The sequence below is a fragment of the Candidatus Viadribacter manganicus genome (assembly GCF_001679665.1).
Classification (GTDB): Bacteria; Pseudomonadota; Alphaproteobacteria; order Caulobacterales; family Aquidulcibacteraceae; genus Vitreimonas; species Vitreimonas manganica.
This window is the reverse complement of the sequence record NZ_CP013244.1, coordinates 671761-692908: the sequence shown is the minus strand read 5'-3', so window position 1 is coordinate 692908 and position 21148 is coordinate 671761. Positions and strand designations below refer to the sequence as shown.

Sequence of the window (21148 nt, the reverse complement as noted above, 5' to 3'; positions counted from 1 at the left end):
CGCGCCTCTTTGATCTGTTCCGATCCGTTGTCGTCATCCTTCGGCAAGCTCGAGGTGACGCCAAATTTAACTCAGCGAGAACAGTTAGCTCGCTTGTTCCGTGCTTTGGAATTGCAGACGCGAGAGCCGGGCATAGAGCCCGCCCTTGGCCACGAGTTCGTCGTGGCGGCCGACTTCGACGATGCGGCCATTTTCAAGCGCCAGGATGCGATCCGCATCGCGCACGGTGGCGAGGCGGTGCGCAATCACAAGCACAGTGCGGCCCTTGGAGAGACGCTTCAGCGCGTCCTGCACTTGGGCTTCGCTGGCCGCATCGAGGGCGCTGGTGGCTTCGTCCAGAAGAAGGATCGGCGCGTCGCGGAGAAATGCGCGCGCAAGGGCGATGCGTTGGCGCTCGCCGCCCGAGAGATTACCGCCGCGCTCGCCCGCCGCGGTGTCGTAGCCGTTGGGCAGCGCCATGATGAAATCGTGAGCGGCGGCGTTGCGTGCGGCCTCCTCGATTTCCGCATAGGTCGCGCTGGCGCGGCCGAGTGCGATGTTGTTGCGGATGGTGTCGTTGAAGAGCGCCGCTTCTTGCGCCACGAGCGAGATCGAGCTGCGGAGCGAGACGACGGTGACGTCGCGCACGTCCTGGCCGTCAATGCGAACCGCGCCGTGGGTGACGTCGTAAAGGCGCGGCAGGAGATTGAAGATGGTCGACTTGCCGGAGCCTGAGGGGCCGACGAGCGCGACAGTCTCGCCAGGCTCAACCGTGAAGCTGACATTCTCAACCGCCGGCGCTTCGCCGTAGCTGAAGCCGACGTCGGAAAATTCGATGCGGCCCTCTTTGACGGCCAGCGCCTTTGCGCCCGGCTTATCGTTGATGGTCTCCGGTTCGTCGATCAGCGTGAAGATGCGCGTCACGGCGGCGAGCGCTTCGTTCAGCATTGTGTTGAAGCCGCTGATCGAACGCGCCGCCGGCGTTGCGACACCGACGGCGCCGATCATGCCGAAGAGATCGCCGAGCGTCATGTGGCCGGCGGCGATGCGAACGCCAGCGAGATAAAGCACGCCGGCAAGTGCGACGCCGCCGAGGATTTCGAGCAAAGGCTCGCTGCGCGCGCGGTTGTGCGCGAGTTTCATGCCGAGGCGGCGTTGTTCTTCGAAGGCGCGATTGGCGCGCTCCGTCTCGCGCCGTTCGAGGCTGTAGGTTTTGACGAAACGCGAAGCGCCGAAGATTTCGTTGAGCAGGGCCGTGACGTGGCCGATCTGCTCTTGGGCGATGCTCGTTTGTTTGCGGGCGCGCTTGGCGATGGCGCCGAGCGGGCGGGCGGCGAGCGCGAAGACGCCGATGACGACGCCCGCCAACACCCAATCGAGGTAGAACATCATCGCGATCGAGCCGATCAGGGTGAGGCTGTCGCGGAGCGAGGTTTGCGCAGCGCGCACCAGGGCGTAGCCGACAATGGTGATGTCGTTGGTGAAGCGCGAGACGAGGCGGCCGACATCCTCGCGCGCGAAGCGGGCGAAATCGACGCTCATCAACTTCGCGAACATTGCGCTTTGCAGATCGCGCAAGATCTTGAGCGCCAGCGCCTGGGTCATCACAGCCTGACCCCACATGCCGGCGGCGCGCAATCCGACGATGACGATGACCGCGATCGGAATGAGTGAGATCAGCGTGAGATCGCGCGACTGAATGCTGTCGGTCGCGAATTTGAGGATCCAGGCGTAGGACGCCGATGCGCCGGCGACGAGCACCAGCACGGGCGCGAGCGCCAGCAGGTCCATTTTGTAGCGCAGTATATACTGGCGCCACAGCCGCGAGAGGACAGCGCCAGCTTTCATCTCAGATCACATCTCGCCTTCAGGGTCGGTCCCTGGATCGAGCAGGCGGTGCGCGTGGATGATGAAGTAGCGCATGCGTGCGTTATCGATCGTGCGTTGCGCCGCGCCCTTCCAGGCGTCGTAAGCGGTGCGATAGTTCGGATAGGCGCCGACGAAATCGACGGCCTTGAGATCGATGAATTCTGGGCGATCAAGATCCTTCATCTCGCCGCCGATAACGAGGTGGAGGAGTTGGCGTGGTTGTTCGCTCATGTGCCTTTAGCCGGTGGCCTGCTCACGCGGATCGGGCAGGGTTTTCGTGCGCTCGATTAGCAAAGGGTGCAGGCCCGCGCCAGCGGCTACGACGCCGGGCACGCGCGGGTTCTCGTTGTTGAACCGAAGCGGATCGCCCCAGAAATCGGTGACTTGGCCGCCTGCCGCTTCAATGATGGCGGCGCCGCCGGCGACGTCCCATTCGTGCTTCCAGCCGAAGAGGAGTGTGGCGTCGCCCATGCCGGCGGCGACTAGCCCCATGCGATAGGCGATGGACTGGCGCTCGATGGTGTCCATTTTCGGCCAGAGCGCGGCCCAGCGTTTTTCCGCGAAGCGGCTTTTCTGGGCGATCATGCGCGCGCCTTCGAGGCGGGCGGTTTCGCTGACCTTCATCGGACGGCCATTCAGCCAGGCGCCGTGACCGATGACGCCGGTGAACATCTCATCGGTCATCGGATTGTAGATGACGCCCGCATAGGGGCGGTTGCCTTCGAGGATGCCGACGCTGATCGTCCATTGCGGCACCTTGGCGATCAGCGCCGCGGTGCCGTCGATCGGATCGAGCATGAAGGTGCGCTCTTTGTTGATGCGCTGCTCGGGCTTGTCTGGCGTTTCTTCGGAGAGCCAGCCGTAATCGGGGCGTTTGGAGAGCAGGCGAAGCTCAAGCATCGCGTCGATCGTCTTGTCGACGTTCGTTACAGGGCCAAGTTCGCCTTTGGACTGGATCTCGAGCGGCTTCTGCGAAAGTTCACGCGCAAGAGCGCCGGCTTCGCGAACGTTCGTCTCCAGCAGTTCGAGTTCAGACGCCGCCGATTGCAAGGTCATCCACGATCAAGCTTGAGATTTCTAGGGAGCCGCGATTGTCGACGTCGGAGCCGGTTCGCAGGCGTTTGAAGATGTCGAGCAGATTGCCCGCCACGGTGATCTCGCTCACCGGATGCGCGATCTCGCCGTTCTCGAACCAATAGCCGGCGACACCGACCGACCAATCGGCGGTGTTCGGGTTGAGCGAGGGTGAGAACATGTCGGTGACAAAGAGGCCTTTGCCGCAATTCTTCATCATGGTGGCGAGGTCTTCAGCGCCGGGCTTCACGAACAAGTTCGAAGTGCCAATTCCGGGCGGGCCGCCGTGACCGGCGGTGGCGTGACCGTTGGGTTCGAGATTGAGCTGGCGTGCGGCTGATGAGTTCAGCAGCCACATCGTCAGCACGCCGTCGTCGATTAACGTGGCTGGTTTGACTGCGCTGCCTTCGCCGTCAAACCAGTGGCTGCCAGGCAGGCGCTTCACGAATGGGTCTTCGTGAATGCGGAAGCCCTCGGCGAAGATGCGTTGACCCATCTTGTCTTTGAGAAAGGAAACGCCGCGCGCGACGGCGGCCCCGGAGATGGCCGAAAAGAGCGGTGAGATGATGCGCCCGGCGAGGCGGTTCTCGAAGATCACCGGCGCCCTTTGGCTGGCGATCTTGCGCGCGCCTATGCGCCGGGCCGTGCGCTCACCTGCGATGCGGCCGATTTCTTCAGGCGATGGGAGATCGGCGAAGAAGCGTTTGGTGCGCCATTCGTAGTCGCGCTCCATTTCGTCGTCCTTCTCAGCCACAGGCTGGGTGCCGAGGCTGAACGAGGTGCCGCTTTCATAACCTTCGAAGCCGTTCGAGGTCATGTGAACGAACGTCGAGTGTTCACTTGAGGCGCCGCCGCCGCCTGAGTTGGCGATGCCTGGGATGGCGAGCGATGCGGCTTCGCAGCGTTTAGCAAGATCAAGCAACTGATCCGGCGTCGGGCGCGCGGTGTCGGATTGTTCGAGGTCCGGTGCGGGGCCTTTGGCGTGGAAGCGTGCGTCCAGGAGGCCGGCGAATTTGTCCTCGGGCGCGGCTTTGGCCATGGCGACGGTGCGCTCGGCAAGGTCTTTTAGACCTTTGGCCGAAAGGTCGGTCGAGGAGGCGGACGCTTGCTGCTTGCCGATGAAAGCGCGGAGCGCCACTGAGCGGGCTTCTTCGCGCTCCATGCCTTCGAGCTCGCCCATGCGGACCTCGGCCGAAATGCTCTCGCGGACTGCCAGCGAAGCCTCCGAACCATCTGCGCCAGCTTGTTTTGCGTAATCGATCAGGGCCGCGAGTGCGGCGTGTGAATCAGTGTCGAAGGCCATGCGTCCAACATGGGCTTGCATGGGGGCCGGGGCAATCGCTGAACTGCGGTATTCAAATACTCAAAGCTGTTGCGCGAGACCTGCCCACAGGAGTCCGCCGCCGATGAGGGCGTAAGAGGTCCAGGTCAGGACCATGCCGAACATGCGCCCAGCGTTGAGCGTGCCGGTGGTGAGGCCCCAGCCGTGCAAAATTCTTCCGAGGGTCAAAGAAATTCCTGAGGCGTGCAGCAGCCAAACCGGCGTCGCGGGGTCGAAAAGCGCGAGCAAAACGATGCCGACGAGGGCGCCTGGGATGTACTCGGCGGCGTTGGCGTGGGCCCGGACAGCGCGCCCGAAAACCTCGTTTCCGCCGTCGCCCAACGTGATCTTGTGTTTGCGGCGGCCGGCCACCACTAAAACTGCGAGTACGAGCAGGATGAGAATATTTACGCCTGCATAAAGCGCGGCAATCTCAAGACGCAGCATCCGGTGTTCTCCCTCGCGATTGCTCTAGTCCGCGGGCAATCGTCATTTCAACCTTTTGTTTTGCTTTCAGAAACCGCGTGTTCATCGGGACTAGGCATTATCTGCCCAACAAAGAATGCCTCGAAGGCAGGGTTGGGTGGTTTTGATCGACGCGGGTTTCATCTCAGGCGTCGCATGGGCGATGTTCGCGGCGGCAACAGGCACTGGCCTGGCGGCCGCCGCGATAGCCTTGTTCCGCAAGGTTGAAGATTACGACTACGATTTCGCGGCCGGCTACAACGCGCTCGCGCCGGTGCTTCAAGACTAAAATTACAAAAAACAAAACGACACGCATCGCGCAGCGCCGCTAAGGTCGCGCGCGTGGAGGCGTGTTCATGAAATTGCGTGCGATCGTGTTGGCGTTGGCCTTGGCCGCGTGCGGACAGACGGGCGAGCAAGCGGAAGTTCCAACAGGTCCCGCTGGCCCCGATCCTTCGACATTAAACATCGAGATCGGCCGGTACGGCGCGATGCTGAGCCAAGTGAATGATCAGAGCGCTGAGCGGCCTGGCTCTATTCAGCCTGAAGTGACCTCGCAGCGCGATCTGGCGCGCCGTCTGCGTGAAGCGGTTTGGAGCTACAATATTCAACGCTCGCAACTGTGCTCGAAGGGGCTGTTCACTGAAGTCGCGTGCGGCTCAGCGTACGAGCCGGTTTGGATTTCAGAGCCCGAGACGGTTGAGCCGACGCTGGAAGAGATTCAGTCGCGCAGCGATGCGTTGGGCGCGGAAGTGCAGCGGCTCTGGGGCGCGGTGTGCGATGACGCAAAGTCGCGCGTGCCGGAAGAAGAGCGGATGGCTGTGTGTCCGATGGAGTAGGGCGTCAGCCCCAGTCCGCGATCGCGGCGCGCGTTTCAGCATCGGCAGGAAACAAAAGTTCGAGCCGCAGATCGCGGACGTTAACGTCCTCACTTGAGCCGAAGTGCGCAATCGCAGTGACAAAGCGCAATTGCCGATCGCCGTAGTTGACGACGAGTGGGAGGATGGGTTGCCCAGTGGTTGCCGCCGCGCGCGGATATCGCGCGGTGGCGCGCTCTAAGAGTGCGATAAGTTCCTGGAAATCTTGGTCATCGCCTGCTTCGAGCGCCTCAAGCTGCACGCGGGACATAAGTTCGGACAATACTTCGGGCAAATTGGCGATCACCGTTGCGACCTGTGGGCCCGAGGTCAGAAGTCTAACAATATTGGTTTCGGAGCCATCGCCTTGAAGCGCGTCCAATAACGTACGCGAACTGTTGTTTGCTTCTTGTACAGTCCAGTGGCGATCAACGACCATGGCCGGATTGGGCGCATGCTTGGCGATCATTTCGTTTAAGATCTCGCGAAACGGCTCAACTGCAACTGAGTTCATCGGCGAGGTTGGAAAGATTGGCGCAAACCCTGCTGCTTGCAGTAGTTTGTTGCGCGCGCCGAGCGGCAAGAGTAGCCCCGCGCCCAATCGTGCAACCATTTCTCTGCTGGGCTGGGCGCGCCCCGACTCTAGAAATGAAACGTGCTTGGCAGACACGTCGCAAGCCAATGCGAGTTCCAGTTGGCTCAAGCGCCTCGCGCTTCTGTAGTGCTGTAAAGCCGCGCCGAAGCCAGCCGTCGAAGGATGCAGGGTCGTCATGTGATTTGTATCCTCGCGCCCTGTGAGGCGTGTCCATAACCTCTGAGGTAATTGCGCAACGCGCGATGTCCGCTCAATTCTCCTACACAAGGGAGAATTTCTATGACAGGCGCTTGGCGAGTTTGGATCATCGTTTGGTGTTGGGCCGTGGTGGCGTTTGGGGCGCTGCTGGCGGCGGGCGCCATCCCGGGCATAGATGCGCCAGCGCGTGCGCTGTTCATCTTGTTTAGCGGCGATCCTGCGACCGCTGATGTGTACGCTCATCCCGCCGTCAGGTTCGGCCTCGGATTGCAGGGGGCGCTGACGATCGGCTGGGGGCTCACGATGCTCGCGCTCGTGAGGACGCCGTCGATCGGCGTCAGTCAGTGGCGGGCGCTCAGCGTTGCGCTGTTCGCTTGGTTTGTGATCGACAGCGCGATTTCGATCTCCACGGGCTTTTGGTTAAACGCCATATCAAACACCGGGCTGCTGGTTGCGTACCTGATCCCGGTGTTAGCCTCGGGCGTGCTGAAGCGCGCTTAGCGCAGCTTCCACACTGCAGCGCGTTTCACTTCTGCGTCTTCGAGCGCGCGCGTCACCGGGATGTCGTAGGCGGCGATTTGTTCGAGTTTGTCGCGCGGAAGATAAGTGCGGCCGGGGTCGCCGATGAGGACGGTTTTGCCGGCAGTTTGTTGTTCGATCAGCCAGGCCAGCACGCGCGGCGCGAGATCGCGATCGTAGAAGAGATCGCCAACGAGGATGACTTCGGCGCCCGTTGGTTTGCCGACGGGATCGGCGCCGCTGGTTTCCACGCTGACGTTGTTGAGTTCAGCGTTGAGGATGGCGGCGTGTGAGGCGAAGGCGTCGATGTCGATCGCCAGCGTTGATGTGGCGCCGGCTTTCATCGCGGCGATGGCGACGAGGCCGGAGCCGGACGCGACATCCATCACGCTTTTGTCGCGCACGGTTTCGGGGTGATCCAGCACATAGCGCGCGAGCGCTTGGCCGCCCGCCCACGCGAACGCCCAGAACGGCGGCGGCAGGCCGAGTTCGCCGAGTTGTTCCTCGGTGAGTTGCCATAAGCTTACGGCGTCGTCGGCGAGATACAGCTGCAGCTCCGGCACATGGCTCGGCGCCAGCACGCGCGTGTTCTGGCGAATGAAGGCGGGGATGTCGCAGATCAAGCTGGCTGCGCGATCGGCTTATTCGTCGCTTCGCCCAGGACGCTGAAATAGCTCGGCGCGATGTGCATGCGGGACCAGTAGCCTTTTTCCATCAGCGATCGGTGCAGGCTTTCCAGGCGATAGCAGGGCGCGTGCATGAAGACGTGGTGCTCGCCGTGGAAGTGGACCCAATAGGGCGCGATGAAGAGGCGTTCGAAAATATTGGCGAGGGTTGTGCGTGCGTGCGTGAACGGGTCTTCCGCAGTTTTTACGCACGCGTGTTCGGCAATGTTGCGCAGGCGCGTGACCAAGGGCAGCCATGTCGCCATCGGCACGATCCAGAGCGCGAAGTACGCCCACCAATAGCCTGCTGCCGAAAGGCTTATGAGCAGCAGCGCATTGGTAAGCAAGAAGCGACCGTTGCTGGAGTTCACCACTTCGCCGGGTTTGCGATTCCCGAAAATCTGCGCGGTGCGCTGTTTGAGGAAGGTTCGCCCGGTGAGATCGCGCGCGACTTTGCGCCACAGTGAGGCGCGCGTGATCGGGAAGGGTGCAGAGAGCGAGCGATCGGGATCTTCGGGTTGTTCGGTGAAGCGATGATGCTTTAGGTGATAGTCGCGATAGGACTTGAGTCGCGCGCCGACAGGCGCAGCGCACAGCCATTCGCCGACCCAATCGTTGATCTTCAAATTTGAATGCAACGCGCCGTGCGCGGCGTCGTGCATCAAAATGGCGAGGCCGAGTTGGCGGGCGCCGATGAGCATGACGGCTAAAATGTAGGTCAGTGGGTTCGGCCAGAGCACGAACATGGCGCCGGCGGCGAAGATGAGCCCCCAGGCGCTGGCGACGCACACCAAGCCCAGCCAGGTGGAGCGCTTGGAAAAGCGCGCCCATTCCTCGGGCGTGAACACATCTTTGGGATCGATGCGGGTGACTGCAGGCATGAGCCCTTCTAGCGTACGCCGATCCCGATTTCACCATTGCGGCTGGCAAATGTGATCGAGATCAAGGCGCGCTCCGCGCGACGGCAGATGATCGGGCTACGTTTTGTGGAGCAGGATCATGAAAGCGAATGAAGGCGGGCTGGATCGGATGCTGCGCGTTGTCGTTGGGATCGGCCTTCTGTCGTTGACAGTTGTGGGACCACAGACGCCGTGGGGCTATGTGGGCCTTGTGCCGCTGCTGACGGGCCTGGTCGGGTTTTGCCCGCTCTATGCGGTGCTGGGCTTCAACACGTGCGGTATGCGCAAGGCCTAGATCGGCGGCGGCGTTTCCTGGAAGGCGAAGACGCGGCGTAAGCCCGCTTCGCCGATGCGCGTGAATTCCAGCACGCGGCTGCCGCGCTTTTGCGTCGCCCAACCGCGCTCGAGGATTTCATCGAGGATGGCGGCGCCGAGTGCGCCCGCGAGGTGGTGGCGGCGCACGCTCCAATCGAGGCAAGCACGGCATAGGGGGCGCGCGCCTTGCTCAAGATCTTCGATGTCGACGCCGAAGGTCTGCACCTTGATGCGGCCGAGTTTCGTCAGCGCGAATGTTTTTTCCGGGCCGGGCAAAATCCATTTGTTCTTTTTGAAAGCGTCGAAGAGGCCGACGCCGAGATCGCCGGCGAGGTGATCATAGCAAACGCGCGCGTGGCGCATCTGCGGTTCTTTCGGACCTGGGCGCGTGCGCAGCGCTTTGGCGCGCGCGGCGACGCCCATCAAGGTTTCGAGCAATCCTGCAACGTCGGCGTCGGCCAAGCGGTAGTAGCGATGGCGGCCTTGCGCTTCGACGGCGACCAGACCGCCATCGACGAGTTTTGAAAGATGTGAGCTTGCGGTTTGTTTGGTGACGCCGGCTTCAAGCGAAAGTTCGCTTGCTGTGTAAGCGTCGCCGTTCAAAAGCGCCGTCAGCATGTTGGCGCGGGCGGGATCGCCGACCATTGCGGCGATAGCTGCTATATTGGGTCCGTCTCTCATCAAAAGCTCATATAGGGATGGTTCGATCATAATCGAACCATGAGGCGCCAGCAATCCGCTAGGGCTGGCGGGGAAGGAGCCCTGCTATGCTGACATGCTGTATTCGTTACGAAATCGATCCATTCAAAAAGACGCAATTCGAGCGGTATGCGCGCGTGTGGGGAGAGGCAATTCCCCGCTGCGGGGCTGACTTGATCGGCTATTTCGCGCCGCACGAGGGTTCCGCTACGTTGGCGTACGGATTGTACAACATACAGAATTTGGCGGCGTACGAGGACTATCGGGCGCGGTTAGCGGCTGATCCGGCGGGACGGGTGAATTATGAGTTCGCGAAAGCCGAGCGATTCATCCTGCGCGAGGATCGGACGTTTTTGAAAATCTGTTCGCGATGATCGCGGTGATCTTTGAGGTCGAACCTGCGGATCGCGACGCCTATTTCCGTATCGCTGCAGAGCTGCGATTGTTGCTAGATGAGATCGATGGGTTTGTTTCGATCGAGCGGTTCCAGAGTTTGAATGATGATGGGCGAGTGCTGTCGCTTTCATTCTGGCGCGATGAAGAGGCGGTGAAGCGCTGGCGCAATGTTGATGCGCATCGATTGGCGCAGCGGGTGGGAAGAGGCGGCGTGTTTCGGGATTATCGGCTGCGTGTTGCGGAGGTGGTGCGCGATTATGGGATGAATGAGCGGACGGAGACGCCGGCAGATTCACCAGAAGTCCACTCAGACGTCATCCTGTGGCGCGCCCACGATGACGGAGGGAGCTAAAGCTTGCTCTGCTCCGGTGTCTGCGTGTCGATGAAGCGCCAGAGGTGCCAGGCGGCGGCGCTGCGGAACGGGGCCCAGCGTTCGCCGTAGGCGCCTAACGTCTTGGGTGTGAACTGGCGGCGGTAGAGCTTTTCGGCGCCTTTGCGCACGCCAAGATCATCGATCGGCAGCACGTCAGGGCGGCCGAGCGTGAACATGAGATACATCTCGACCGTCCAACGGCCGACGCCGCGCGCGGCGGTGAGGCGCTGGATGATCTCTTCGTTGCCCATGCGCGAGAGTTTGCGCGCTTCGGGAATGATTCCCTCGAGGCGCTTTTGCGCGACATCTTTGATGGCGGCGATCTTCTGGCGCGAGAGCCCAGCTGTGCGCAGCAATTCCGGCGAGGCTTCGATCAGGTCTTCTGGATCTGGGTGATCTTTATTCGGGAAGAGCGCGATCATGCGGCCGTGAATGGTGCCTGCGGCCTTGCCGGAGAGCTGTTGGTAGACGACCGAGCGCACCAGCGAGCGATACGGATCTTTTTTCTTCTCGAACGTGGTTGGGTAAGGCTCGTGCTTGGGGATCACGCGGGCGAAGCGTTTGCACACTGCGCTGAGATGTTCTTCCGCTTCACCCACGTCACACTCCCAGCGATGGCCTTATGGTGCGCCAGATGGGTTCAAGCGCAAACGCCACTAAGACGGCCGCGCCGATGATGGCGTTGAATTTGAAGCCGGCAAGCGCCGTTTCCGGACGTTTGTCGTCAACGCCGGCGAGCATCGGCCAGATCATTAGCGCGCCGATGAGGCTGAGCGGCGCGGCGACCCAAAGGCCGGCGCCCGACATTGCGCCCGCCGCCGCCCAGAGGATCAGTGCGCCGACATAGAACGCGCTGGTCCAGGTGCGCCATTTGTCGGCGAAGAGGCGCGCGGTGGAGCGCACGCCGACGAGGGCGTCGTCTTCGCGATCCTGGAGTGCGTAGATCGTGTCGTAGGCGATGGTCCACAGGATGCAGCCGGCATAGAGCGCGAAGGCCTCCTGCGGGACAATGCCGGTTTCGTACGTGGAGGCCGCGGCGCCGACCAGCGCGCCCCACGAAAAGACGATGCCGAGCCATGCTTGCGGCCACCAGGTGATGCGCTTCATCAGCGGGTAAAGCGCGACCAGCGGAATGGCGATCAGCGAGACGATCTGCGCCAGCGGCGGCAGCATCAACAAAGCGATGAGTCCGACGAGGCATTGGCCCAGCAGCCAGATCCAAGCGGCCTTGGTGGATATTGCGCCGGAGGGCAATGGGCGCAGGCGCGTGCGCTCGACTTGCACGTCGATGTCCTTGTCGAGGATGTCGTTATAGGTGCAGCCTGCGCCGCGCATGGCGATGGCGCCGAGGATGAAGGCGAGCGTAAAATACGCGTCTTCCCAGTAAAAGCCGAAGCCTGTGCGCGCTACGGCCATGCCCATGAAGCAGGGCAACAGCAGCAATTGCCAGCCAATAGGACGATCGAGGCGAGAGAGCTGCGCGAAGGGTTTCCATGCGCGCGGCAACGCATCGGTCCAATGTTGATTCAACGCATCGGCGGGTTTCAATTCGTTCACACGCGCGTATTGCGCGCCGCATCGCCTTTACGCAAGGCGACACAGAGGCTATGTGAGCCGTCCTTCGGAGCTGCAGAATGAACCCCCGCTTTAAATAAATACGGCGCTGCGAACGGTCGCCGTCGAGCCTTGAGAGAGCGCTAGCCCTCCCGGCTTCAAATCCCGAAACCGATTGCGGGTTTTCGCAGTCGCACATGGGCAAACCAGTTCGCCGAGCCGTGTTGCGGGTGATTTTGCGTTTTCAGCGCTTCGCTTCCAGCACTTCGTTCCCATCTCAGTTTCGCTAGCCCGCGTGCGCGCGGCGGCGATTCATCTTCGGTACTCAAATGAGCGACGCATACGATAACGACGACCAGCGCGAAGACGGCCAACGCAAAGCAAGCTTGCGCCAGGTGATCGCGTTCATGTGGAAGCATTGGTCAAGCCAGCCGGGAAAGCTGGCGATGGTGGCATTATTGTTCGGCCTCGCAATCGTGGCCGATCTCTCGATGCCGTTCGCATCGAAGAACATGGTCGACGCGTTGACGGCAGGCCCATCGGCGGCTGGCGAGCGTGCGGCGGCGTGGGGCTATGGCGTGCTTATTCTGTTGGCGTTCGTATTTTACATGGCGCGCAACACTGGGGTGCGGTTCCATATCCCGTTCTCGTCCAAGAACATGGAGCGCATCGTCACGGACGGCTTTCGTGACGTGCAGCGTTTCTCAGCCGATTGGCATGCCGACAATTTCGCCGGCGCGACGGTGCGGCGCGTATCGCGGGCGATGAACGCCTACGACACGATCTCGGACACGTTGGTGTGGTTCATGATCCCCGCCATCGGCGTGCTGATCGGCGTGACCGTGCTGACATTCCTGCAATGGCCAATCATCGGCATGTTCACGGGGCTGACGATCCTGACCTTCGTGGCGGTGGCGTACCTCTCGAGCCGCTTTTACGTGGCCGAGCCGCTGAAGCGCTACATCAAGGCTGACACGGCTATCGGCGCCGCGCTTGCGGACGCCGTTGCCTCGAACGCGACCGTGAAGGCCTTCGGTGCGGAAGCGCGTGAGCAGGCGCGCTTTGATGGCGTGGTGCAGGTTTGGACCAAAGAGGCGAACTTCACCTGGTCGCGTTTCACCAATGCGTGGGTGATTCAGAACTTGCTGCTTTGGTTGCTGCAGGCGGGATTGCTGGGTCTGGTGCTGCTAGAATGGAGCAAGGGTCGCGCGACGGCGGGCGACGCCGTTTTTGCGATCACCTCGTTCATGCTGGTGTCCAGTTATCTGCGTACGCTGGGCGAGAACGTGCAGAATCTGCAGAAGGGCATCGCCGATATCGAGGATGTTGTCGCCTACGCGGCGCAGTGTGCGGAGGTTGTCGATCGCGCGCATGCAAAAGCGTTTCATCCAGTGGAGGGACGCATTGCCTTCGATGCGGTGACGTTCGGCTATAAAAATGCAGCCGATGCGCTCTATAGCGGCTTTTCGCTGGAGATCGCGGCGGGTGAGACCGTAGCGCTTGTCGGGCCGACGGGCTCGGGCAAGTCGACGTTCGTGAAGCTCGTGCAGCGTCTCTATGATGTCGATGCGGGCGCTATTCGCATCGATGGCCAGGACGTGCGTGAGGTGACGCAGGCCAGCCTCCGGCAGAGTATCGCGCTCGTGCCGCAGGATCCGGCGCTGTTTCACCGCTCGTTGCGCGAGAACATTTCTTACGCACGCCCCGGCGCTTCGATGGACGAGATCATCGATGCGGCTAAGCGGGCGCACGCGCACGATTTCATCGAGAAGCTGCCGGCGGGCTACGACACGGAAGTGGGTGAGCGCGGCGTGAAGCTCTCTGGCGGCGAGCGTCAGCGCGTTGCGTTGGCGCGGGCGTTCCTGGCGAATGCGCCGATCCTGATCCTCGATGAAGCAACGTCTTCTTTGGACGTAGCGACCGAGCGCGAGGTGCAGGCGGCGATGGCGGAGTTGAAAGAGGGGCGCACCACGATCGTGATTGCGCACCGGCTCTCAACCATTCGCGAGGCCGATCGCATCCTGGTGTTCAACGAGGGCCGCATCGTCGAGCAAGGCAAGCACGCCGAACTGATCAGCGCGCACGGGCTTTACGCAAAGCTTAATGCGATGAGCCGTGGCGATGTGCTGACGGATGAGGCTGCGTAAGTTAACGACGGAGTGTGGCGTCGCCCTTCGACAAGCCTAGGGTGACGCCACCTCTGGCGCGGGTCTCAATGCTGCTGCTTAATAAGCGCAAGCCTCGAAGACGCGCTTCACCTCGCCGCCCCATTCGGTTTTGTAGCGTTCGATCAGGCGCTCGGCTGGGGTGATGCCGCTGGCGGCGATGTCGTCCAGTTCGGCGAGGAAGTGGGTTTCATCTTGACCGGCGTTGTCGGTGCAGGCGCGTGACTTGAGGCCTTGGCGTGCGATGGCGAGCGCCGCTTGCGCGATATCTTGGGCTTTGTTGCCGCGAATGGGTGCGCGCAGGCCCATGACGGGAACGCCGCGGCGTAGCGACTCGCGATCTTCTGCCGTCCAGCTCTTCACCAATGACCACGCCGCTTCGAGCGCTGCATCGTCATAATAGATGCCGGCCCAGAATGCGGGCAGCGCGCAGAGGCGCGACCAGGGACCGGCGTCGGCGCCGCGCATTTCGAGGTAGGTCTTCAAGCGCACTTCAGGGAAAATCGTCGTCAGGTGATCTTCCCAATCCTTCACCGTCGGCAATTCGCCGGGCAGCGCAGGAAGCTTGCCTTCCATGAATTTGCGGAAGCTTTGACCTGAGGCGTCGATGTATTTGCCGTCGCGATAGACGAAGTACATCGGCACATCGAGTGCGTACTCAGCGTAGCGCTCAAAGCCCATGCCTTGTTCGAACACGAACGGCAGCATGCCGGTGCGATCGGGGTCCGTGTCGGTCCAGACATGGCCGCGATACGAAAGGAAGCCGTTCAAGCGGCCTTCGGCGAAGGGTGAAGCGGCGAAGAGTGCGGTGGCGATCGGTTGCAGCGCGAGGCCGACGCGGAATTTTTTGACCATGTCGGCTTCGGAGGCGAAGTCGAGATTGGTTTGCACCGTGCAGGAGCGGAACATCATCTGACGGCCGAGACGGCCAACCTTTTGCATGTAGTTCCGCATGATCCCGTAGCGGCCCTTGGGCATGATCGGGATGTCATCGAGCGCCCAGAGCGGCTGAAAGCCGAGGCCCAGGAACGCGATGTTCATGTCGCTGCAGACGTCGCGCAATTGCGACAGGTGTGAGCCGGTTTCGGCGCAGGTTTGGTGCAAGTGCTCGAGTGGTGCGCCGGAGAGTTCGAACTGGCCGCCGGGCTCGAGCGAGATCGACGCCAGGCCTTGCTTCAGAGCGATGACGTTCTCGCCCTCGAACACGCGCTCCCAGCCGTAGCGATCGGCGAGCCGGTTCAGCAACGCGCCGATGCCGTTCTGACCCTCATAGGGGACTGGCTTCAGCGTATCGCGATAGAAGGCGAACTTCTCGTGTTCGGTGCCGATGCGCCACGTGCTGCGATCGGGACGGGGACCTTTCTCCAAATGAGCGACAAGGTCCGCAAAGCCCGTAACCACGGGAGACTTCTCTGTAACGTCGGCCAAGCTTTCCTCCCGGGCACTGGCTCTTATGGCGCGCATGTAAGGCTTCGTCGTTGAACCGCAAGCGGTTACGCCTCGCGCCAGTCGCCCCAGACCGACTGAATTACGCTTAACGCAGCGATCACCGCCGTTTCGGCGCGCAGGATGCGTGGTCCAAGCGAGACCGGAACGACGTACGGCAGCGCGCGCAGCATGCGCCGCTCCTCGGGCGTGAAGCCGCCTTCGGGGCCAATCAGCAATGCGAGCTTTTCCTCTCCTTTCAAAGAGGGGCTTAGGGGCTGAAGCGCCTCGGCGATTGGACGCGCGCGGCCGGCGGCGCCGCCCCAGGCTTTGTCCGCTTCATCGCCAGCTTCGTCGGCGTAGATCAAAGGACGCGATGCGTCCCAGCCGTCGAGCGCCTTCGGCAATGGCGTTGCTTCAAAAATCTCCGGCGCATCGAAACGTTCGGTTTGTTCAGCGGCCTCACGTGCGATGCTTTCGAGGCGATCGACGCGGACGGTTTCAGCGATGGTGCGCCGTGTCACGACCGGCTTGATGCGGCGGGCGCCGAGTTCGGTGGCTTTTTCCACAATGAGATCGGTTGCGTGGCGCTTTACGGGCGCAAACAACAAGTCGAGATCCGGCGATGGCTGCGCTTGGCGCAACTGCGCTTCCAGCACCACGCGCATGGCGCGCTTTTCACGAACGGTGACGCGCGCGCGCCATTCACCGTCGCGGGCGTTGAAGGGGCGAAGATGCCCCCCGACATCCAAACGCAGCACCGTGCCGACATGGCGCGCCTGAGCTTCGTCGAGTGCGATCTCGGCGCCGGCGTGCAGGTCTTGATCTATCAACAGGCGCGGTTCGGGCATTTCGTGTCCTTGCTGCCGCGCTCAGGCGCTGGGCGCAAGCGCTCCCCTTGACCCCAAGCGCGTCAGGGCGCTCCATCGCGCCGCTTTCGCGGAGGGGACATATGCCGGACAAGCTGATGGTGGCCGCTGGGGATGTGATCGATGTGCAGCTCACTTCGGAAACCGTGGTGATCGAAGGCGCGGACCGGCGTCACGTCGAACCAGGGCACATCACCAACCGGATGCGGCTTTTCGTGAAGCTCACGGACGGCAAAGAGCAGAAGTACGATTTCGAAGATACCGAGCTTGGTGTCCGTGAAACGCAGCGCGTGGTGGTCGTGCGCGGGCAGGGCAAAGGCAAAGCTGATCGCGGGCCTTACAATATCGTGCTGTTTAATGTGTCGAGCGGCGAGCGCGGCGAATTCGAAAGCGGGTTGCGCACTTATCTTGGACATAAGCCCTTCTTCGGCCCGCTATGGAAAGCTGCGGTGCTTGCACTTGGCGTTGCGGTGATCTTTTGGCTGATCTCGAATTTCGAGACGCGCGGTGGTCATGGTGGCACGGGCTCGGTGTGGCTCGCGGTTATGTTCGCGTTCTTGACCTATCCAGTGTGGTGGTGGCTCTGCCGCACATGGGATCGCATCACTGAGCGCATGCGTTATCGCGCGGCGAAGAAGAAATTTCTGGCTGAGATGAGTGCGCGCGCTGCAAATTATGCGGCGACGCCTGTGCAGCAGCCGGACGCGGAGGGCAGTCCAGCTTAAGGCACTCGCCTGAACCGGTATGCTGCTTCGTCCGCGCGGAGAATGCGAGGCAAGCCAAATGCACGCGCACGTGGTGAAATTGCGCATGCGCCGCTTTTTTGTGTGCATTGCAAAAACGCCGTGAGAGGCGAGCCAGTGCGAAATGAAGCGTATACTGCGGGTTTCTCTTTGCTGATGCTCAGCTGGCAGGCAAAGGTGTTCCCGCTACTCATGAACGTGCTCGATCATCCGCTCTACACAGCGCGCCTTCGCCTGGAACCGGTCACGCCGGAGATGGCTGACGCTGCGCGCTCCGGGCAGAATGCTTTCGCAAATGTCATCGGCGCGGATGCGCCTGCTGATTGGTGTGCGGCAAGCCTCGGGCTCGTGGCGCGGTCCATCTCGATGGTGGGTTCCGCGCCAGCGCCGACCCGCGCCATCGCCATTCATCGCCAAGAAGGCATGGTGATTGGCGATGTTCGCTTTGAGCCATCGACACGCTCTCAAAGCGAATTCGAGATCGGTTATGGCGTTGCGAAAAGCCGCCGCCGGCAAGGTTACGCTACCGAAGCGGTAAACGGGGTGATCGACTGGTTGTTCGAAGACGCCGGAGCCGAGACAATCTTGGCGGGCTGCGATAGTAGCAACATCGCCTCGATCCGGACGCTGCGCCGATTGGGCTTTTGGCTCGATTCCAATCCCGGCCAGACCTTCTGGTGGGTCCTCGCTCCAGACCTCCGCCCAGCGCTGCGCGCTTGACGCCAGCGTCATCGCAAGGCTTGTCTGTCCCCTAGTTTAGGGAGGCGGTGCGCGAGGGCGCGCCCCTAGGGGATTGAGAAGTATGACTGATGCGACCGCCGGAGCGCCAGGCTCCGACGAAAAGACGTTCATGGGTCACCCACGTGGCCTCGTCACTTTGTTCTTCACCGAGATGTGGGAGCGCTTTTCCTTCTACGGGATGCGCGCGCTGCTCGTGATCTATCTCACGCAGCATTTCCTGTTCTCCGACAACAAAGCTCAAGGCCTCTACGGCGCGTATGCCGCGCTCGTGTACCTGATCCCCGTGATCGGCGGCGTTTTGGCTGACCGCTTCCTCGGATAGCGTAAGGCGGTGACGATCGGCGCCGTGTTCCTGGTGCTTGGTCACTTCGGCATGGCGTTCGAAGGCCGGGGCACGGTTCAGGAGATCACGTTCCAAGGCGCGACCTACGACATCGTGTCGGAAGGCCGCGGCGATAACCGTGAACTCTTCCTCGTGACGGACGAGGCGCGTTTGCCAGTGAGCTTCTCGCCGGAAGCGATGACCGTTGAGGGCGCTGCGGGCAACATCCCGGCTTCGGTCGCGACAGCCGACTACACGCTCAGCACGAGGCCTGACGTCGCCAACATTGGCGGCATCGAAATCCCGTTTGAACAGATCCTCTATCTGTCGCTGGCGCTCATCATTATCGGCGTCGGTTTCTTGAAGGCCAACATCTCGACGACGGTCGGCTCGCTCTATGGCGAGAACGATCCGCGCCGCGACGGTGGCTTCACCATCTTCTACATGGGCATCAATCTCGGCGCCTTCTTCGCGACGCTGATCTGCGGCTGGCTCGGCCAGACTTACGGCTGGGCTTACGGTTTCGGCGCTGCAGGCGTCGGCATGACGTTGGGCCTTATCCAGTACCTGATGGGTCAAAAGCACCTGAAGGGCAAAGCCGATCCGCCAAAGCCGCTTTCGGCTGGCTTTGAAGGTCTGTTCTGGATTTTGGGTCTGATCGCGGTGATCCCGGCTTGGCTGCTGGTTCAGCAGACCGAACTGATGGAGCAGGCGCTGCCGATCCTTGTGCCGGCTCTGTTCCTATTGGTGTTCGGCTTTGCGCTGGTTGGGTTCAAAGGCGTCGAGCGCACCAAGATGCTTGCGGCTCTGATCCTGGTGTTCTTCAGCGTCGTCTTCTGGATGCTGTTCGAGCAGGCCGGTTCGTCGCTCTCGCTGTTCGCGGAACGCAATACCGACCTCACCATCGTGCCTGGCGTCACCATGACGGCGGCGCAGACGCAGAGCTTCAACGCCGGCTTCATCGTCCTCTTGGCGCTGCCGTTCAGTGCGATGTGGATATGGCTGGCAAAGCGCAAGCTTGAGCCGTCAACGCCGGTGAAGTTCGCGCTCGGCCTGATCCAGGTTGGCCTCGGCTTCTTCGTTCTTGTCTTCGGCGCGCAGTTTGCGGGCGACGACTTCCAAGTGCCGCTGATCTTCCTGGCGCTGCTCTATCTGCTGCACACGACGGGCGAGCTCTTCTTGTCGCCGGTCGGTCTGTCGATGATCACGAAGCTCTCGGCTGCGCGCGTCGTTGGTTTGATGATGGGCGTGTGGTTCTTGTCGTCATCACTGGCGCACATCCTTGCGGCGATCATCGCGCAACAGACGTCGTCGGAGACGGTCGCTGGTCAGGTCGTCGACCTCGGCGGGCAGCTCCAATCCTACGTCGATACGTTCACGCAGGTTGGCATCTGGGGCATCGCCGCTGGCGTGGTGCTGCTGGCCATCTCGCCCTTCCTGAAAAAGTGGATGGGCGACGTACACTGATAAAAACCGAATAAAAACAATCACCCACCAGTCCTCGCGGGTTGGTGGGTCACTTTTTCGGGTAGTTTCGCCCCGCACAGCGTCAAGGCGTTGCGCGGGGATTATTTTCAGGGTGGAGTAGCGGCGGACGGGGAGAGAAGCCTCCCTGCCGGCTCTTCACCAATGAGGCGAACTCCGCCCCATTCCGGCGACGGTCCGGCCCACTTTGATGGTTACTTTTGATTCACGGTTGCCTCTCAGTGCGACCGCGAAGGAGGTTTCATGGCTAGGCCGCGCACGACCCGTCCCAAGAAGAAGCCAACCGAGGCTTCGGGGCAGGGATTGCGTCCTGAGGTCATGGACCTGTTGCTCGGCTGGAAGTCGGACCATGGCGACAAGGCCCCGATCGGCTTTGGCGCTCCCCAGACCCCAACCGAGATCCTGGGTGAAGTCCCGATCGTGTTCGGCGAGGACCGGCACCTGCTTACCATCGCCCCAACCGGCGCCGGTAAAGGGCGCGGCGTCATCATTCCGAACCTGCTGCGCTTCGAAGGCTCGGTGATCGTCATCGATCCCAAGGGCGAGACCTGGCACACGACGGCGCGCCGCCGGAAGGAGATGGGCCAGGAAGTCCGCCTGCTGGATCCGTTCGGCGCCGTGTCGAAGCGTACAGATGCGCTGAACCCCTTTGACCTCTTCAATCGTCCTGGCGCGCTGCTGGACGCCGATGCGGAAATGCTTGCCTCGCTGCTGGCGGGTGATGTCGGCTTCCACAAGGAACCCTTCTGGGACAATTGGGGACGCTCGCTCATGGCCGGCGTGATCGCCGCCGTGGCCGAAACCGCGCCGAAGGCCGAGCGCCATTTCGGCAAGGTCCGCGAAATCCTGATGAGCGACGACGCGGTTTATAATCTCGCGGCGCTGATCGAAGGCCACGAGAACCTGAACCGGCTCTCGAAGCAAAACATCTCGAGCTTCCTGCCGATCACCGAGCAAACCCGCTCGGGCATTCTTTCGACGGCGCAGAGCTATTTGAAGGTTGTGAACTCGGATTCGGCGCTGCGTTCGCTGTCGAAGTCGACGATCAGCCTCGATGCGGTGCGCCGCGGCGATCCGATGACGATCTATATCGTCATTCCGCCGGACAAACTGGAAAGCCATGGCGCGCTGCTGCGTCTTTGGGTTGGCGCGCTGATGCTCACGGTCATGGGTCGTAAGCGGCGCCCGAAGCGTTCGACGCTGTTCCTGCTCGATGAGTGCGCGCAGCTTGGTGAGTTTGGGCCGCTGCGTCAGTCGATGACGCTGTTGCGCGGTTATGGCTTGCAGGTCTGGCCGTTCTTCCAGGATTTGTCGCAGCTGCAGCGGCTCTACCCAAAAGATTGGCGCACGATCTTCAACAATGCCGGCGCCTTCCAACTGTTCGGCGTCGCCAACCATCTGATGGCGAAGGAGAGCGCCGAGCTGATCGGCGATATCGACGCCGACAAGCTGCGTGCGATGACGAAAGAACAGCAGATCATCGCCATTTCGAACGAGAAGGCGCAGAGCGCGCGTCTTCCGGATTACCTCGTCGATGCACCGTTCGCGGGTCAGTACGACGCAAATCCGATGTTTGAGAGCGATGATGCGCCAGCCAAGCGCAAGCCGCGCGCGCGCTGA

The 21148-nt window shown here is 61.7% G+C and carries 25 protein-coding genes; 12 read left to right on the top strand and 13 right to left on the bottom strand.

The features are described 5' to 3' along the window. Nucleotides 1–84 precede the first annotated feature (84 nt). The 5 genes from ATE48_RS03645 to ATE48_RS03625 are packed head-to-tail and all read right to left on the bottom strand — an operon-like array spanning nucleotide 85 to nucleotide 4690. Nucleotides 85–1827 (bottom strand): ABC transporter ATP-binding protein, encoded by a 1743-nt coding sequence (locus ATE48_RS03645; RefSeq protein WP_066767912.1) that lies wholly within the window; start codon nucleotides 1825–1827, stop codon nucleotides 85–87. Nucleotides 1828–1833: 6 nt separating this feature from the next. Next, nucleotides 1834–2079, bottom strand: a complete 246-nt coding sequence (locus ATE48_RS03640) for a DUF4170 domain-containing protein (protein ID WP_066767910.1) — start codon at nucleotides 2077–2079, stop codon at nucleotides 1834–1836. Nucleotides 2080–2085: 6 nt separating this feature from the next. Beyond that, entirely contained in the window at nucleotides 2086–2904 is an 819-nt protein-coding gene (locus tag ATE48_RS03635) for an inositol monophosphatase family protein (protein ID WP_066767908.1), read from the bottom strand. Continuing rightward, nucleotides 2879–4225, bottom strand: coding sequence for a TldD/PmbA family protein (locus ATE48_RS03630; RefSeq protein ID WP_066767906.1), 1347 nt, complete (start codon nucleotides 4223–4225; stop codon nucleotides 2879–2881). Before ATE48_RS03630 ends, ATE48_RS03635 begins: the two co-directional genes overlap by 26 nt. Nucleotides 4226–4285: 60 nt before the next feature. Beyond that, nucleotides 4286–4690 (bottom strand): MAPEG family protein, encoded by a 405-nt coding sequence (locus ATE48_RS03625; protein WP_066767902.1) that lies wholly within the window; start codon nucleotides 4688–4690, stop codon nucleotides 4286–4288. 136 nt (nucleotides 4691–4826) lie between these two features. On the opposite strand from ATE48_RS03625, the gene ATE48_RS19640 reads away from it, so the two are divergent. Together ATE48_RS19640 and ATE48_RS03620 are read left to right on the top strand one after the other, a co-directional pair. Next, nucleotides 4827–4997, top strand: a complete 171-nt coding sequence (locus ATE48_RS19640) for a hypothetical protein (protein WP_156767584.1) — start codon at nucleotides 4827–4829, stop codon at nucleotides 4995–4997. A gap of 67 nt (nucleotides 4998–5064) precedes the next feature. Next, complete coding sequence (locus ATE48_RS03620) at nucleotides 5065–5547, top strand: hypothetical protein (RefSeq protein WP_066767900.1); 483 nt, start codon at nucleotides 5065–5067, stop codon at nucleotides 5545–5547. Between the two features lie 4 nt (nucleotides 5548–5551). On the opposite strand, the gene ATE48_RS03615 is transcribed toward ATE48_RS03620, so the two are convergent. Then, entirely contained in the window at nucleotides 5552–6337 is a 786-nt protein-coding gene (locus ATE48_RS03615; RefSeq protein WP_066767897.1) for a helix-turn-helix domain-containing protein, read from the bottom strand. A gap of 102 nt (nucleotides 6338–6439) precedes the next feature. Between ATE48_RS03615 and ATE48_RS03610 the strand changes: the two genes are divergently transcribed. After that, entirely contained in the window at nucleotides 6440–6859 is a 420-nt protein-coding gene (locus tag ATE48_RS03610; protein ID WP_066767894.1) for a hypothetical protein, read from the top strand. On the opposite strand, the gene ATE48_RS03605 is transcribed toward ATE48_RS03610, so the two are convergent. Together ATE48_RS03605 and ATE48_RS03600 are read right to left on the bottom strand one after the other, a co-directional pair. Then, a complete protein-coding gene (locus ATE48_RS03605; RefSeq protein ID WP_066767893.1) occupies nucleotides 6856–7500 on the bottom strand; it encodes a class I SAM-dependent methyltransferase in 645 nt (214 codons plus the stop codon). The genes ATE48_RS03610 and ATE48_RS03605 overlap by 4 nt on opposite strands. Then, the gene (locus ATE48_RS03600) at nucleotides 7497–8423 is read right to left on the bottom strand and encodes a fatty acid desaturase family protein (RefSeq protein ID WP_066767891.1); all 927 of its coding nucleotides are present in this window, start codon (nucleotides 8421–8423) and stop codon (nucleotides 7497–7499) included. The genes ATE48_RS03605 and ATE48_RS03600 overlap by 4 nt, the downstream gene beginning before the upstream one ends. Before the next feature lie 118 nt (nucleotides 8424–8541). Here ATE48_RS03600 and ATE48_RS03595 point away from each other — a divergent pair, with 118 nt between their 5' ends. After that, nucleotides 8542–8736 carry a YgaP family membrane protein gene (locus ATE48_RS03595; RefSeq protein ID WP_066767889.1) on the top strand — a complete coding sequence of 65 codons (195 nt, stop codon included), beginning with the start codon at nucleotides 8542–8544 and terminating at the stop codon, nucleotides 8734–8736. Here the strand turns inward: ATE48_RS03595 and ATE48_RS03590 are convergent. Continuing rightward, a complete protein-coding gene (locus tag ATE48_RS03590) occupies nucleotides 8733–9437 on the bottom strand; it encodes an ArsR/SmtB family transcription factor (RefSeq protein WP_083197499.1) in 705 nt (234 codons plus the stop codon). The genes ATE48_RS03595 and ATE48_RS03590 overlap by 4 nt on opposite strands. A gap of 86 nt (nucleotides 9438–9523) precedes the next feature. Between ATE48_RS03590 and ATE48_RS20385 the strand changes: the two genes are divergently transcribed. Continuing rightward, nucleotides 9524–9829, top strand: a complete 306-nt coding sequence (locus tag ATE48_RS20385) for an NIPSNAP family protein (RefSeq protein WP_066767885.1) — start codon at nucleotides 9524–9526, stop codon at nucleotides 9827–9829. After that, complete coding sequence (locus ATE48_RS03580) at nucleotides 9826–10203, top strand: antibiotic biosynthesis monooxygenase family protein (RefSeq protein ID WP_066767883.1); 378 nt, start codon at nucleotides 9826–9828, stop codon at nucleotides 10201–10203. Before ATE48_RS20385 ends, ATE48_RS03580 begins: the two co-directional genes overlap by 4 nt. Here the strand turns inward: ATE48_RS03580 and ATE48_RS03575 are convergent. Next, nucleotides 10200–10823, bottom strand: a complete 624-nt coding sequence (locus tag ATE48_RS03575) for a DNA-3-methyladenine glycosylase family protein (RefSeq protein WP_066767875.1) — start codon at nucleotides 10821–10823, stop codon at nucleotides 10200–10202. The two genes, ATE48_RS03580 and ATE48_RS03575, sit on opposite strands and share 4 nt — an antisense overlap. Nucleotide 10824: 1 nt before the next feature. Further along, a complete protein-coding gene (ubiA, locus tag ATE48_RS03570; RefSeq protein ID WP_066767873.1) occupies nucleotides 10825–11781 on the bottom strand; it encodes a 4-hydroxybenzoate octaprenyltransferase in 957 nt (318 codons plus the stop codon). A 326-nt stretch (nucleotides 11782–12107) separates the two neighbouring features. Here ubiA and ATE48_RS03565 point away from each other — a divergent pair, with 326 nt between their 5' ends. Next, on the top strand, nucleotides 12108–13925 hold the full coding sequence (locus tag ATE48_RS03565; RefSeq protein ID WP_066767871.1) for an ABC transporter ATP-binding protein: 1818 nt from the start codon (nucleotides 12108–12110) through the stop codon (nucleotides 13923–13925). A 78-nt stretch (nucleotides 13926–14003) separates the two neighbouring features. Here ATE48_RS03565 and ATE48_RS03560 read toward each other — a convergent pair whose 3' ends face one another. Both ATE48_RS03560 and ATE48_RS03555 read right to left on the bottom strand, forming a co-directional pair. Beyond that, nucleotides 14004–15371 carry a glutamate--cysteine ligase gene (locus ATE48_RS03560; protein WP_066767869.1) on the bottom strand — a complete coding sequence of 456 codons (1368 nt, stop codon included), beginning with the start codon at nucleotides 15369–15371 and terminating at the stop codon, nucleotides 14004–14006. Between the two features lie 65 nt (nucleotides 15372–15436). Then, on the bottom strand, nucleotides 15437–16219 hold the full coding sequence (locus ATE48_RS03555; RefSeq protein ID WP_066767867.1) for a 16S rRNA (uracil(1498)-N(3))-methyltransferase: 783 nt from the start codon (nucleotides 16217–16219) through the stop codon (nucleotides 15437–15439). A 101-nt stretch (nucleotides 16220–16320) separates the two neighbouring features. Between ATE48_RS03555 and ATE48_RS03550 the strand changes: the two genes are divergently transcribed. From ATE48_RS03550 to ATE48_RS03535, 5 genes are all read left to right on the top strand, one after another. After that, the gene (locus tag ATE48_RS03550) at nucleotides 16321–16962 is read left to right on the top strand and encodes a hypothetical protein (protein ID WP_066767865.1); all 642 of its coding nucleotides are present in this window, start codon (nucleotides 16321–16323) and stop codon (nucleotides 16960–16962) included. Between the two features lie 135 nt (nucleotides 16963–17097). Further along, nucleotides 17098–17700 (top strand): GNAT family N-acetyltransferase, encoded by a 603-nt coding sequence (locus tag ATE48_RS03545; protein WP_228126768.1) that lies wholly within the window; start codon nucleotides 17098–17100, stop codon nucleotides 17698–17700. A gap of 82 nt (nucleotides 17701–17782) precedes the next feature. Beyond that, complete coding sequence (locus ATE48_RS19935) at nucleotides 17783–18043, top strand: hypothetical protein (protein ID WP_228126767.1); 261 nt, start codon at nucleotides 17783–17785, stop codon at nucleotides 18041–18043. 9 nt (nucleotides 18044–18052) lie between these two features. After that, on the top strand, nucleotides 18053–19510 hold the full coding sequence (locus tag ATE48_RS03540; protein ID WP_228126766.1) for a peptide MFS transporter: 1458 nt from the start codon (nucleotides 18053–18055) through the stop codon (nucleotides 19508–19510). A 261-nt stretch (nucleotides 19511–19771) separates the two neighbouring features. Continuing rightward, nucleotides 19772–21148, top strand: coding sequence for a type IV secretory system conjugative DNA transfer family protein (locus tag ATE48_RS03535; protein ID WP_083197134.1), 1377 nt, complete (start codon nucleotides 19772–19774; stop codon nucleotides 21146–21148).